Below are 13,481 nucleotides of genomic sequence, written 5' to 3' on the forward strand. Positions count from 1 at the left end.
AGAACCCGACCCGCGCCTCCTGAACGGAAACACCTCCTGTGAAAGGCACGTCATGACCATCACTGACCCGGTCCACGCGACCGGCAAGTCGGTTCCGCTGATCAAGTCGGTCAGCGCGATCAACTGGAACCGCATCCAGGACGAGAAGGACGTCGAGGTCTGGAACCGACTCGTCAACAACTTCTGGCTGCCCGAGAAGATCCCGCTGTCGAACGACGTCCAGTCCTGGAACACGCTGACGCCCGAAGAGCAGCAGCTCACCATGCGTGTCTTCACCGGTCTGACCCTGCTCGACACGATCCAGGGCACCGTCGGCGCGATCAGCCTGATCCCCGACGCGCTGACGCCGCACGAGGAGGCCGTCTACACGAACATCTCGTTCATGGAGTCGGTGCACGCCAAGAGCTACTCGTCGATCTTCTCGACGCTCGCGTCGACGCCCGAGATCGACGACGCCTTCCGCTGGTCGGTCGAGAACCCGAATCTGCAGAAGAAGGCGCAGATCGTGCTCGACTACTACACGGGCGACGACCCGCTGAAGCGCAAGGTCGCCTCGACGCTGCTCGAGTCGTTCCTGTTCTACAGCGGCTTCTACCTGCCGATGTACTGGTCGTCGCGGGCGAAGCTCACGAACACGGCCGACCTGATCCGCCTCATCATCCGCGACGAGGCCGTGCACGGGTACTACATCGGCTACAAGTTCCAGAAGGGCCTCGAGGGCGCGTCCGAAGAGCGCAAGCAGGAGATCAAGGACTACACGTTCAACCTGCTGTTCGAGCTCTACGAGAACGAGACGCAGTACACGCAAGACCTCTACGACGGCGTCGGCCTGACCGAGGACGTCAAGAAGTTCCTGCACTACAACGCGAACAAGGCGTTGATGAACCTCGGCTACGAGCCGATGTTCCCGAAGGACGTCACCGACGTGAACCCGGCGATTCTGTCGGCGCTCTCGCCCAATGCCGACGAGAACCACGACTTCTTCTCGGGGTCGGGCTCGTCGTACGTCATCGGCAAGGCCGTCAACACCGAAGACGAGGACTGGGACTTCTAGGTCCCGTCCGCTCAGAACCTCGTTCTGGCCAAAGAACCTCGATATAACGGGGTTCTTTGGCCGGAACGAGGTTCTTTGCGTGTGCCGGGTCAGCCTGCGAGGGCCGCGCGGATCGCGGCGATGCCGACCCGCACCTCCTCGAAGGTCGTCGACAGCGGGGACAGCCCGATGCGCAGCGCGTCGGGGTTGCGGAAGTCGGGCACGACCCCGTCGCGCCAGAGCGCGGCGACGATCTGCTCGAAGTCGGGGTGCGTGATCGTGACGTGGCTGCCCCGGCTCGAGGCCTCGCGCGGGGTGGCGACCGTGACGCCGAGGGGCACGAGCCAGGCGTCGACCAGCGCGAAGGCGTAGTCGGTGAGGGCGAGCGATTTGGAGCGGATCGCGTCGATGCCGGCCTCGTCGATGGCGTCGAGCATGTCCTGCATCGCGAGCATGCCGACCACCGGGGGAGTCCCGCTGATGAACCGCCGGATGCCCGTCGCCGGGGTGTAGCCGTCCGCCATCGCGAAGACGTCGGCCGCGCCCATCCAGCCCTGGATCGGCTGCTCCAACTCGGGCAGCACGGCCGCGCGGGCGTAGAGGAACGCGGGGGCTCCGGGCCCGCCGTTGAGGTACTTGTACGTGCAGCCGACCGCGAGGTCGACCTGCCAGGCGTCGAGCGAGAGCGGGACGGAGCCGACCGAGTGGCAGAGGTCGAGCACGATCAGGGCGCCGGCCTCGTGGGCGATGCGGGTCAGCTCCGCCCCGTCGACGACGAAGCCCGACCGGTACGAGACGTGGTTGACCAGCACGACGGCGGTGTCGGGGCCGACCGCCGCCCGCAGCAGCTCGGGGGTGACGCCGAGCGCCTTGTCGACGTGCAGCCAGCGGATGACGGCGCCGCGCTCACGAGCGATCCCCTCGACGACGAAGCGGTCGGTCGGGAACTGGTCGTCGTCGATGACGATCTCGTGGCGATCGGGTCGTGCGGCGAGGGCCGAGCGGATCGCCTTGTAGAGCAGCACCGTCGTCGAGTCGCCGACGACGGTCTGACCCGCGGCCGCACCGAGCGTGGCGGCGGCGATGCGGTCGCCGACGACGGTCGGCAGGTCCATCCACTGCTCGTCCCACGAGCGGATCAGCCGGGTGCCCCAGTCGTGCCGCACGAACGCGTCGAGCCTCGCCCGTGTCGCCCGCATCGGTCGGCCGAGCGAGTTGCCGTCGAGATACGACACGACGTCGCCCGCCGGCTCGAAGCGCTCGACGAACGCCGCGAGCGGGTCGGCGGCGTCGAGCGGCGCGCTGGCGAGCGCAGGGTCGGCACTCGAGACGGCGGGGGAGGCGGGCTCGGTCGGGACGGCGTCGGTCGGGGTCATAGCGTCTTCTCCCAGAGCTGGTCGGGTGTGAGGGCGGTGGCGGTCGCGAGCCACGCGGGGGCGTCGTCGTCGTCCGTGGGGAGGTCGTCGGCGATCCAGGTGACGCGTTCGAGCAGATGCGGGCCGGGTTCGGCGGCCTCGAGCTCGGCATCCGGCGCCAGGGCGGTGAGCAACGCGTCGCGGTCGAGTCCGGCGCGGCGGAGCGCCCGCAACTCGCGCTCGTCGACCCCGAGCGGCAGGTCGCCGTTGCCGAGGTCGGTGCCGTAGACCACCCGGCCGCCCGCCGCCGCGAAGCGCGACAGGTTGTCGATCGCGATGCGGTGGGCACGACCGCCCGCGCCGTAGCCGTGGATGTCGAGCGTCGACAGCCACGAGGTCGACAGGGCGAAGCGGGCGACGTCGTCGTCGGGCAGCCGCTCCGAGAACGGGGTGTGCGCGAGCACGTCGACCCCGGCGTCGAGCGCCCGTCCGGCCTGACCCACCCCCTGCACGTGGGCGGCCACGGGCAGCAGCAGATCGTGGGCGGCGTCGACGACCGCGGCGAGCACGGCGTCCGAGAACACCGGCCCCACGTCGCTGTTCAGTGTGATCTTGACCATCGTCGCGCCGGCCTCGCGCATCCGGTCGACGGCGGCGACGGCCGAGGGTGCATCGCGCACGGCGATGGCAGCCTCGGGCGGCGCCCACCCCGAGGCGCTCGGATACCCGCGCGGCGCACAGAGCAGTCCGCCGACGATCCGCACCCGCGGCCAGACCGCGGGCGCGTCGGCGAGCCACGAGGAGGCGGTGGCCGGCTCCCAGCCCAGATCCACCACGCGGGCGATGCCTCCGCCCGGCAGACGCGACGGGTCGATCAGGCCGAGGTGCACGTGCGAGTCCGTGAACGGCGCGAGCACGACGCCCGGCAGGTGCGGCGTCCCGGGCCCGACGAGGTGGGCGTCTGCGAAGGGGTCGAGTACCTCGATACCGGCGGGCGACAGGCGCAGCGCGGACGGACCGCGCCACGCGCCGAACCAGGTCTCGGCGACCGTGACGACCCGCGCCTCCTCGTGCATGCTCCTACCGTAGGGCGACACGGTCGCCCGCTGTCAGCCGGGGAGCAGGAACCGACTGCAGCGGGTCACGTAGGGCAGCCGGATGAGGTCGACGCCGCGGGTGTCGGGGTGGGTGTCGAGCAACCGTGTCACGTCGCGGACGACCTGTGCGCGGTCGTTGTCGGACAGCGTGATGATGTAGCTGCGCGACGTGATCATCGCCAGGAACGTCTCGCGGTCGAGCTCGTGCACCCACTCGACGTCGTGTCGCTCGATCGGTCCGAACGGCTCGCCCACGGTCGGGTTCTCGGACTGCATGTCGCGTTCGGCCGGCTGATTCAGGATCGCGCTGAGCTCGGCGAGCCAGGGCACGCTCTCGTCGCGGATGTTCCAGACCAGGCCGAGCGTGCCCCCGGGGCGGAGGACCCGCGCCACCTCGGGGACGGCCGTCGCCGGGTCGACCCAGTGCCAGGCCTGGGCGACGAGCACGGCATCGACCGAGTCGTCGGGCAGCGGGATCGACTCGGCCGAGCCGGCGAGCGAGCGCGCGCCGGGGACGACCTGCTCGAGCACGGCGCGCATGCCCTCGCTCGGCTCGACGGCGATCACGTCGTCGACCTCGTCGAGCAGCATGCGGGTCAGCTTGCCGGTGCCGGCGCCGAGGTCGATCACGTCGTGCGCGCCGTCGGGCAGCAGCCAGGTCACGGCGTCGCGGGGATAGGAGGGGCGCCCGCGCTCGTACACCTCGGCGACCTGGCCGAACGACGAGGCGTGAGCGACCAGCGGGTTACTCGGGTCGAAGCCCGACTCGATTCGTTGATGCGTCACCAGAACACTGTCGCACGTCTCACGGCGTCACACAGCTTCATGACGACGGCCGCCGGGGGGAGCATGTCGGTATGACTCAGACACCTCCGTTGCGCGTCGTCGCCGTGTCGGGAACCCTCAGCTCGCCGTCGAAGACGGACGCCCTGGTCGACGCGATCCTCGACGAACTCGCCGAGATCCTGCCGATCGAACGGCACGTCATCCGGGTCAGCGAGCTCGGCCCGCTGTTCGCCGGTGCCCTCACGCGTGACCAGCTCGACGAGCGCGTCGAGCGCGAGCTGCGTGCCATCGAGACCGCCGACCTGCTGATCGCCGCCTCGCCCGTCTACCGCGCCTCCTTCACCGGTCTGTTCAAGCACCTGTTCGATTTCGTCGAGCAGTACGCCCTCGTCGACGTGCCCGTGCTGCTGGCCGCGACGGGCGGCAGCGAGCGGCACGCGCTCATCCTCGAGCACTCGATGCGACCGCTGTTCGGGTTCTTCCAGGCGCTGACCCTGCCGCTCGGCGTCTACGCGCACGCGAGCGACTTCACCGACCGGCGCATCACGGCGCCCCTGCTGCAGGAGCGCATCCGCAACGCCATCGCCCGCGGGCTGCCGCTGATCCGGTCGAGCATCGCCGAGAAGGAGCGCATCGAACGGTCGCTGCGCGAGGGCGCCGAGGCCGACGTGGGCACGGGCGCCGACAGCAGGCCCGAGCTCGACCCCGCGGCACCGGTGCGCCTCTTCAGCTGACGCCGGGCGCGGAGCGGCGGTTATCGTGAGGGGTGCCCTCCGACGACCCGCGTGCCGATCAGCCAGCCTCCGACGACGCGGGGCCGTCACCTCGGGGTGTCGACGCCGCCCGACGCGAGATCCGTGACGACGAGGCCAAACGCCTCCTCGGCCTGCTGTCGCCCGCGACGCTGCCGGCGCGCGCCGCCCGCTGGCTCGCCGACGGTCTCGACGACCCCGCGGCGCACGACCTCGCCGACCGCGAGATGACCGAGGAGGCGCGGGTCGCGTCCCTGGCGACCCTCGCGGCCTCGCAGGGCGTCGCCTTCGCCACCGCGCGCGAGGCCCGCGAGCACCACGCCCGGTTCGTCATCACGACCATGACGGCGGACACCGCCGGAGCGGACTCGCTGTCGTTCTCGAACAGCTTCACCGACGGCGTCTCGGCCTCCGCGCGCGGCGCGCTCGGTCGCCTGTTCTCGCGCCGCCGGGGCTGACGGCGGAGCCGTCTGCGGAACCGCCGGCACCGACCCGTCGACGCGCCACGCGCAGGAGGCGCGGTGCCGGTCCGACCGACACCGCGCCTCCTCGTCTCCTCGCCCTGGTCAGGCCTTCGCGACCTCGAGCTCGACGACGGCCCAGGACAGCGCCGGGAGGGTCAGGCGGGCGCTGCCGCCGTCGACGGTGACGCCGGTCAGTGGGACGAGGCCGACCGTGTCCTGCGTGTGCTCGCCGTTGGACGCGAAGCGGTCGCCGCCCTCGGGCACGGTGAGCACCTCGGCGCGGGTGACCCGTCCGCCGCCGAAGCCGCGGAGGGCGACCTCGACGTCGGCGGCCTCGTCCAGGCCGCGGTTCGCGAGGAAGAGCGCGACGCGGCCCGACTCCTCGTCGTAGGTGGCGCTGACGTCGACGAGATCGGCGTCGCCGTATTTCGAGGTGTCGATCTTGTCGCTCGCGACGACCGTGCGGAGGATCTGCCCCGTCGCCAGCGCGGCCATGCGCGCGAACGGCCAGAAGATCGACTGACGCCAGGCCGGGCCGCCCGCCTCGCTGCGGATCGGGGCGATGACGTTGACGAGCTGGGCCTGGTTGGCGATGTGCACGCGGTCGCCGTGTCGCAGCAGCGAGTTCAGGAACGTGCCGACCACCACGGCGTCGGTGACGTTGTACTGGTCCTCGATCAGGCGCGGGTGCTCGACCCAGCCCTTCGACACGTTGTGCGGCTGGTCGTCCGTGTCGAGGCCGGTCTGGTACCAGACGTTCCACTCGTCGAACGAGATGTTGACCTGCTTCGAGTGCTTGCCCGCCGCCTTCACGCCGTCGATCGTCGACACCACCTCCTCGATGAACGCGTCCATGTCGACCGCCGTGGCGAGGAAGCTCGTCGCGTCGCCGTCGTGCTCCTGGTAGTAGGCGTGCATCGACACGTAGTCGACCTCGTCGTACGCGTGGGTGAGCACCTCGTGCTCCCAGCTGCCGAACGTCGGCATGCCGCGGCCCGAACTGCCGACGGCGACGAGCTCGATCGAGTCGTCGACGAACTTCATGGCCTTGGCGGCCTCCTGCGCGAGGCGGCCGTACTCCGTCGCCGTCTTGTGGCCGATCTGCCACGGGCCGTCGAGCTCGTTGCCGAGGCACCACAGTTTGATGTCGAACGGGTCCGTCGCGCCGTTCGCGATGCGGCGGTCGCTGAGCGCCGTCCCGCCCGGGTGGTTCGCGTACTCGACGAGCTCTCGGGCCGCGTCGACCCCGCGGGTGCCGAGGTTGACCGCCTCCATCACCTCGGTGCCGGCGAGCTTCGACCACTCGACGAACTCGTGCAGGCCGAACGCGTTCGTCTCGACGGTGTGCCACGCGCCGTCGAGGCGACGGGGGCGCTGGTCGACCGGCCCGACGCCGTCCTCCCAGTTGTAACCCGAGACGAAGTTGCCGCCGGGGTAGCGGATGACGGTCGCACCGAGTTCTCTGGTGAGGTCGAGCACGTCCTGACGGAACCCGTTCTCGTCGGCCGTGGGGTGACCGGGCTCGTAGATGCCGGTGTAGACGCAGCGGCCCATGTGCTCGACGAACGAGCCGAACAGGCGGCGCGGCACCGGGCCGACGGTGAACTCGCGATCGATGGTGATGCGGGCGGTGGACATGGGACTCCTCGGGGTGGGGGATAGGCGTGCGAGAGACGATGGAGGTGCGGGGCGCGCCGGTCAGCGACGCCCGTGGGGTGAGGGTCGGGTCATTGCCCTCCGAATCCGGTCGTCGAGATGCCCTTGATGATCTGCCGCTGGAAGAACAGGAACACCAGGATGAGCGGCGCGGCCGCGAGGATCGCCGCGGCCATGTTCTCGGCGTACTGGATGCCGTAGGCGCTCTTGATGCTCTGCAGGCCGACCGGCAGGGTCAGCAGTGACGCGTCGTTCGTGACGATGAAGGGCCAGAGGAAGTTGTTCCACGCGCCGATGAACACGAAGATCGACACCGCGCCGAGGATGGGGCGCGAGAGCGGCAGCAGGATCGTGACGAAGATGCGGATGCGACCGGCCCCGTCGACCCGGGCGGCGTCCTCGAGCTCGATCGGCACCTGGTCGAAGAACTTCTTGAGCACGAAGACCATGGCCGGGGCGATCGCCTGCGGCAGGATGATGCCCCAGTACGTGTCGACCATGTCGAACGCGAGCATCTGGTAGAACAACGGCACGATCAGCACCTGCGGCGGCACGATGATCGAGGCGATGGTCGCGACGTACAGCCATTTCTTGCCCCGGAACTCGAGACGGGAGAACGCCACCAGCCGGCCGTCGGGGTCGAGGGCGCCGGCCTTCCGGGCGATGTCGGTGTTGTACAACAAGACGAACGGGTGCGAGTCCAGGGCGACCGAGTAGAGCTTGCCGCCACTGAAGCCCTTCTTCCAGACGGCGTCCGCGAAGTCCGACTGCTTCACGCCGTAGGAGGCGAGCTTGTCGATGTCCCACGGGTCGAGCAGGCCGCCGGGGGCGTAGCCGGGTACGCGCGACGCGTGCATGATCGCGACGTCGGGGGCGCGACCGCCGGCCGAGGCCATGGCGAGCTTCGTGTAGTACGGGGTTCCCCAGGCGAGCACGGTCTGCGTCGCGTGCAGCTCGGGGTTCTGCGCGTTGGCCTGGTCGACGAGCGTCGACATCTTGACACCGTCGCCGCCGCTCAGCAGGTGCCAGAACTTCAGCTGCTCGACGGAGGCTCCGGAGGCGGTGGTCGCGCCCGGCGCGCACCCCGCCAGGCCGAGGGTGACGAACGCGCCGCCCAGGGTGGCGGCCGAGCCGAGCAGGAGGCCTCGGCGGCTGACCCCCGACGGTCTCGGCGGCGTGGTCGGATCGTTCTCGGTCATCTTCACTCCCTTGTGATGTGTGACGACGATGACTATTCCATCGTTGTAACGGAAGCGCAATGCCTCGCGAAATGTCGGTACGTGGGTCTCGACCGGGTCCGCTGGGGCCGCGACAGAGCTGCGGCCGGGCTACGGTCGCCGGCCGCTGCTGGCCCGCACGACGATCTCGTGCGGGATGTGCACGAGCTCGGCGGCCCCGTGCCGGTCGGCGATGCGCGCCTCGAGCAGCTCGAGGGTCCTCTCGACGAAGCCGCGCTTGTCGAAGCCCACGGTCGTCAGGGGAGGCACCGCGAACCGACCGTCGACGACGTCGTCGAACCCCGCGATCGCGACGTCCTCGGGCACGCGGAGGCCGGCCGACCAGAGCGCGTTCACGGCACCGATGGCGAGGGAGTCGGTGAAGCAGAAGATCGCGTCGGGCCGCGCGCCCCCGTCCAGCGCGCTCCGCACGACCGCGAAGGCCTCGGCCGAGGTCCACTCGGGGCAGGAGAACTGGAGCGCGCGGTCGACGGGCAGCCCGGCGTCCGCCATGGCCAGCTCGAACCCGTGTGTGCGGGCCCGAGCGGTCGCCGTGTCGAACGTGCCGGCCGAGCCGCCGAGCGTGGCGATGCGGCGGTGCCCGACCGCGATCAGATGGGCGGTCATGTCGCGGGCCGCGGCGACGCTGTCGACCCGCACCTGATCGACGATCGACTGGTCGACCTCGCCGATGACGACGACCGGCGGCAACGACTCGGCCGCCGACCCCGCCAGGGCGCTGGCGTCGAACGTGATCGGGTTGAGCACGAGCCCGTCGACGAGATGCTCCTTGCCCCTCGAGAGCAGCTCGCCCTCCCGCTCGGGGCGTGACCCGGTCTGCTCGAGCTGGATCGACCAGCCCCTGTCGTGCGCGACCTCGACGAACCAGTGCGTCATCTCGGCGGTGTACGGCGTGCTCAGATCGGGGAACGCCAGGGCGATCGACCCGGTCCGACCCGTGCGCAGCCCGCGGGCGCTGAGATTCGGCACGTAGTCGAGCTCGGCGAGCGCACTCTCGACGCGGTGCTTCGTCTCGGGGCGCACGAACACGACGCCGTTGATCACGTTCGAGACGGTCTTCGGCGACACCCCCGCGAGTGCCGCCACGTCCTTCACCGTCGCGCGCATGCGTTCAGGCTAGTGCGGCGGCTCGCGCCCTGCGGCGCTCGCGCTCCGCGGCGCTACACCCCCTGTGCGTCGCTACACCCCCGGCGCAGGGGGTGTAGCGACGCGAAAGGGGTGTAGCGCGGGGCGACGTCAGCCCGCGAGCACCTTCACGATGCGCTGGAGCGACACGCTCTCGCTCGGGCGCAGGTCCTGCGCGAACAGGCTGATGCGGAACTCCTCGAGCATCCAGCGCGCGCGCACGATCGGCGCCGACGCGTCGACCGCCGGAGGGAAGGTGCCGCCCGCCGCCTCGTAGCGCTCGATCGCCTGCTGCACCTCGGTCAGCCAGACGCGGTCGCGCCCCGGGTTCTCGAGCAGCTTCGCCGTGCGTCGGGTGATGCCGACGAGGTAGACGGGCACGCGCTGCAGTTGCTGCAGCCCGGTCGCGGACACGAACCCCGGGTAGACCAGCCGGTCGCGTTGCTGCCGCATGTCGGTGAGCGCGCTCAACAGCGACATGTTCGTCGCGCCCTTGAGTGCCTTGTCGGCGTCGCGCGCCGCGGTCAGCGTGCGTGCGACGAGCGCCACCGTCTGGAACATCTGGTCCATCACGGCGCCCGACACCCGGTCGCGCACGGTCTCGAACTCCTTCTTCGTGTACAGCTGCCCGTCGGGCTTGACGCGCCAGAGCACGTCGTCGACGACGGCGGTGAGGCAGTCCTGGAAGAGCGCGGCCGTGTTCTGATACGGGCTCGTCGCAAGGATCAGCTTCTCGGGCGCGGTCAGGTGCTGCTGCACGTACGCGATGGGCGACGGCACGGCCAGGGTCAGCAACCGCCGCACGCCCCGCGGGGTCTCGCGGGCCTGGTCGGCCGGCGTCGCCATCAGCCGGATCGACACCGAGTCCCCGTCGTCGACCAACGCCGGGTAGGCCCGGATCACGGTCTCGCCGTGCCGCGTGTCGACCACGGTCGGCAGCGCGTCGAAGTCCCAGCTCGTGAGGCCGACGCGCTCGATCGACGACGTCGGAGCCGAGGAGGCACGGGTCGCGTCGTCCGCGCCGCCGCGTCCCCGACGCCCCCGGCCCTCGCGTCCGCCCCCCTGTGTCACGCGGGCGACGCTGTCCCGCGTGTCGTCGCGCAGGCGGTGCTGCAGCGCCTCCAGGTCCTTGTCGGCGCCGACGGTGCGCCCACGGTCGTCGACCACGCTGTAGGTCACGCGGAGGTGCGCCGGGACCCGGTACAGGTCGAAGTCGGCCTCGGTCACGGGTGTGTACGTCAGCTTCTTGATGACGGCGGCGAGCGTGGCCGCGAACGACTCGGAGACGTCGGCCGGCGGTTCGTCGGGCAGCTCGTCGGTGATCTTGCGCGCCCAGTCGGCGGCCGGTACGACGTTCTTCCGGATCTGCTTCGGCAGCGACTTGATCATCGACGTGACGAGCTCGTCGCGGAGCCCCGGCACCTGCCAGTCGAAGCCGACCGGGCTGAGGCGGGCGAGCAGCGGCAGCGGCACGACCACGGTGACGCCGTCGTCGTCGGAGCCCGGTTCGAAGCGGTACTTCAGGGTGAGCGTCTGGTCGCCCTGCCGCCAGGTGCTCGGGAACCCCTGCTCGTCGACGTCGGGCTCGTCGTCGCCGAGCAGGTCGGCCGCCGTCATCGTCAGCAGGTCGGGCGTCGTCTCCCGGGCCTTCCGCCACCAGCCCTCGAAGTCGCGCGTGGTCGCGACGTCGGCCGGGATGCGGCGCTGGAAGAACTCGAAGACGGCGTCTCCGTCGACGAGGATGTCGCGCCTCCTCGTCCTCTCCTCCAGCTCGCCGAGCTCGCGGATCAGCTCGCGGTTCTGGCGTTCGAACGACTGGCGGGACTCCCAGTCGCCCTCGACGAGGGCGTGACGGATGAACAGCTCTCGGGCGTAACCGGGGTCGATGCGCTTGAACTGGACGCGCCTCCTCGGCACGATCGGCACGCCGTAGAGCGTGACGCGTTCGTGCGCGACGACGGCGCCCTGCTTCTTCTCCCAGTGCGGCTCGCCGTAGCTGCGCTTCACGAGGTCGGGCGCCAGCGGCTCGGCCCAGGCCGGGTCGATAGCGCCGTTGACGCGCGCGAAGAGGCGGCTCGTCTCGACCAGTTCGGCGCTCATGATCGCGTCGGGCTGCTTCTTCGCGAGGGCACTGCCGGGGAAGACGACGAAGCGCTGCTGACGGGCGCCGACGTAGTCCTTCTTCTGGGCGTCGCGCAGTCCGATCTGGCTGAGCAGACCGGCCAGCAGGCTGCGGTGGATGCCGTCGGGGTTCGTGCTGCGCTCGCCGACGTGCAGACCGAGCGGGCGGGAGGCGCGGGTGAGCTGGCGGTAGACGTCCTGCCATTCGCGGATGCGCAGGTAGTTCAGGAACTCGTCGCGGCAGAGTCGCTTGAACGCGTTGCCGCTCAGGTCGCGCTGCTTCTCCTCCAGGTAGTTCCAGAGGTTCAGCAGCGTGATGAAATCGCCCGCCGGGTCGGCGAATCGGCTGTGCTTCTCGTCGGCCTGGGCGCGGCGCTCGAGCGGTCGCTCGCGCGGGTCCTGGATGCTGAGGGCCGCGACGATCGCGAGGACCTCGCGCGTCGTGCCCTGCGTCTTCGACTCGACGACCATGCGCGCGAGACGCGGGTCGATCGGCAGCCGCGTGAGCTGCTTGCCGATGCGGGTGATGTTGCCGCCCTGCGTCACGGCGCCCAACTCGCGCAGCAGGTCGAGGCCGTCCTTGATGCCGCGCGAGTCCGGTGGCTGCAGGAACGGGAAGTTCGCGATGTCGCCGAGGCCGAGCGAGATCATCTGCAGGATGACGGCCGCGAGGTTCGTGCGGAGGATCTCGGGCTCGGTGTACTCGGGGCGGCGGTCGAAGTCCTGCTCGCTGTAGAGCCGGATCGCGATGCCGGAGCTCGTGCGGCCCGAGCGGCCGGAGCGCTGGTTGGCGCTGGCCTGCGAGATCGCCTCGATGGGTAGGCGCTGCACCTTCGCGCGCGTCGAGTAGCGGCTGATACGGGCGGTGCCGGCGTCGATGACGTACTTGATGCCCGGCACGGTGAGGCTCGTCTCGGCGACGTTGGTCGCCAGCACGATGCGCCGGGCGGTGCCCGCGGTGGTGCTGGGACGGAAGACACGGTGCTGGTCGGCCGCGCTGAGCCGCCCGTAGAGCGGCAGCACCTCGGTGAAGGGCAGGTTGCGGCCGCGGATCGCGTCCTCCGCGTCGCGGATCTCGTTCTCGCCGCTCAAGAACACGAGCACGTCGCCGTTCGATTCGCGGGCCAGCTCGTCGAGGGCGTCGTTGATGCCCTGGAGGTAGTCCTTGTCGTCCGCGCGGCGCCTCGGGGACTCGCGCCGCGCCTCCTCGGCCTCGTCGTCGGGGTCGTCCGAGCCGTCGGCGTCGTCGTCCGCGACGAGCGGACGGTAGCGGATCTCGACCGGGTAGGTGCGGCCGGAGACCTCGACGATGGGGGCGTCGTCGAAGTGCCGCGAGAAGCTCTGCGGGTCGATCGTGGCGCTCGTGATGATGAGCTTGAGGTCGGGGCGGCGCGGCAGCAGCTGCTTGAGGTAGCCGAGCAGGAAGTCGATGGTGAGGCTGCGCTCGTGCGCCTCGTCGATGATGATCGTGTCGTAGCGCTCGAGCTCGCGGTCGAAGTGGATCTCGTTGAGCAGGATGCCGTCGGTCATCAGCTTGATCTGCGTGTCGGCTCCGACGTTGTCCGTGAAGCGGACCTGATAGCCGACGAGCCCGCCGACCTCGACGCCGAGTTCGTCGGCGATGCGCTCGCTGATCGTGCGTGCGGCGATCCGGCGCGGCTGCGTGTGACCGATCCTGGTGCGACCGAGCTCGAGGCAGATCTTGGGCAGCTGGGTCGTCTTGCCCGAACCCGTCGCACCCGCGACGATGACGACCTGGTTGTCGCGGATCGCCGCGGCGATGTCGTCCCGCCGCTGGCTGACCGGGAGTTCGGCGGGATACGTGATGGTCGGAATCATGAGCGTCTCATCTTA

At 70.3% G+C, this 13,481-nt stretch carries 10 protein-coding genes; 3 read left to right on the forward strand and 7 right to left on the reverse strand.

The annotated features are described in order from the left end of the window. The first annotated feature begins 52 nt into the window (after nucleotides 1-52). Nucleotides 53-1,054 (forward strand): class 1b ribonucleoside-diphosphate reductase subunit beta, encoded by a 1,002-nt coding sequence (gene nrdF / locus ACPEEZ_RS03575; RefSeq protein WP_423922859.1) that lies wholly within the window; start codon nucleotides 53-55, stop codon nucleotides 1,052-1,054. Between the two features lie 89 nt (nucleotides 1,055-1,143). Here nrdF and ACPEEZ_RS03580 read toward each other — a convergent pair whose 3' ends face one another. From ACPEEZ_RS03580 to ACPEEZ_RS03590, 3 genes are read right to left on the reverse strand one after another with little or no spacing between them, the layout of a single operon-like run. Next, nucleotides 1,144-2,409 (reverse strand): kynureninase, encoded by a 1,266-nt coding sequence (locus tag ACPEEZ_RS03580; protein WP_423922862.1) that lies wholly within the window; start codon nucleotides 2,407-2,409, stop codon nucleotides 1,144-1,146. Continuing rightward, the gene (locus tag ACPEEZ_RS03585; protein ID WP_423922865.1) at nucleotides 2,406-3,464 is read right to left on the reverse strand and encodes an amidohydrolase; all 1,059 of its coding nucleotides are present in this window, start codon (nucleotides 3,462-3,464) and stop codon (nucleotides 2,406-2,408) included. Before ACPEEZ_RS03585 ends, ACPEEZ_RS03580 begins: the two co-directional genes overlap by 4 nt. A gap of 33 nt (nucleotides 3,465-3,497) precedes the next feature. Beyond that, nucleotides 3,498-4,271 carry a class I SAM-dependent methyltransferase gene (locus ACPEEZ_RS03590; protein ID WP_423922868.1) on the reverse strand — a complete coding sequence of 258 codons (774 nt, stop codon included), beginning with the start codon at nucleotides 4,269-4,271 and terminating at the stop codon, nucleotides 3,498-3,500. Nucleotides 4,272-4,342: 71 nt separating this feature from the next. Here ACPEEZ_RS03590 and msuE point away from each other — a divergent pair, with 71 nt between their 5' ends. Together msuE and ACPEEZ_RS03600 are read left to right on the forward strand one after the other, a co-directional pair. Further along, nucleotides 4,343-5,005, forward strand: coding sequence for an FMN reductase (gene msuE / locus ACPEEZ_RS03595; protein ID WP_423922871.1), 663 nt, complete (start codon nucleotides 4,343-4,345; stop codon nucleotides 5,003-5,005). 32 nt (nucleotides 5,006-5,037) lie between these two features. Next, complete coding sequence (locus ACPEEZ_RS03600) at nucleotides 5,038-5,481, forward strand: hypothetical protein (protein ID WP_423922874.1); 444 nt, start codon at nucleotides 5,038-5,040, stop codon at nucleotides 5,479-5,481. A 108-nt stretch (nucleotides 5,482-5,589) separates the two neighbouring features. On the opposite strand, the gene ACPEEZ_RS03605 is transcribed toward ACPEEZ_RS03600, so the two are convergent. The 4 genes from ACPEEZ_RS03605 to hrpA all read right to left on the reverse strand — a co-directional run bounded on the left by ACPEEZ_RS03605 (nucleotide 5,590) and on the right by hrpA (nucleotide 13,466). Continuing rightward, nucleotides 5,590-7,125: an alpha-N-arabinofuranosidase gene (locus tag ACPEEZ_RS03605; protein WP_423922877.1), complete on the reverse strand. Its 1,536-nt coding sequence runs from the start codon at nucleotides 7,123-7,125 to the stop codon at nucleotides 5,590-5,592. 89 nt (nucleotides 7,126-7,214) lie between these two features. Further along, nucleotides 7,215-8,342, reverse strand: coding sequence for an extracellular solute-binding protein (locus ACPEEZ_RS03610; protein WP_423922879.1), 1,128 nt, complete (start codon nucleotides 8,340-8,342; stop codon nucleotides 7,215-7,217). A 129-nt stretch (nucleotides 8,343-8,471) separates the two neighbouring features. Continuing rightward, complete coding sequence (locus ACPEEZ_RS03615) at nucleotides 8,472-9,488, reverse strand: LacI family DNA-binding transcriptional regulator (protein ID WP_423922882.1); 1,017 nt, start codon at nucleotides 9,486-9,488, stop codon at nucleotides 8,472-8,474. A gap of 129 nt (nucleotides 9,489-9,617) precedes the next feature. Continuing rightward, nucleotides 9,618-13,466 carry an ATP-dependent RNA helicase HrpA gene (hrpA, locus tag ACPEEZ_RS03620; protein ID WP_423922885.1) on the reverse strand — a complete coding sequence of 1,283 codons (3,849 nt, stop codon included), beginning with the start codon at nucleotides 13,464-13,466 and terminating at the stop codon, nucleotides 9,618-9,620. Nucleotides 13,467-13,481 lie beyond the last annotated feature (15 nt).

Origin of the sequence: Frigoribacterium sp. 2-23 (assembly GCF_049601585.1) — a bacterium.
Lineage (GTDB): Bacteria > Actinomycetota > Actinomycetes > Actinomycetales > Microbacteriaceae > Frigoribacterium.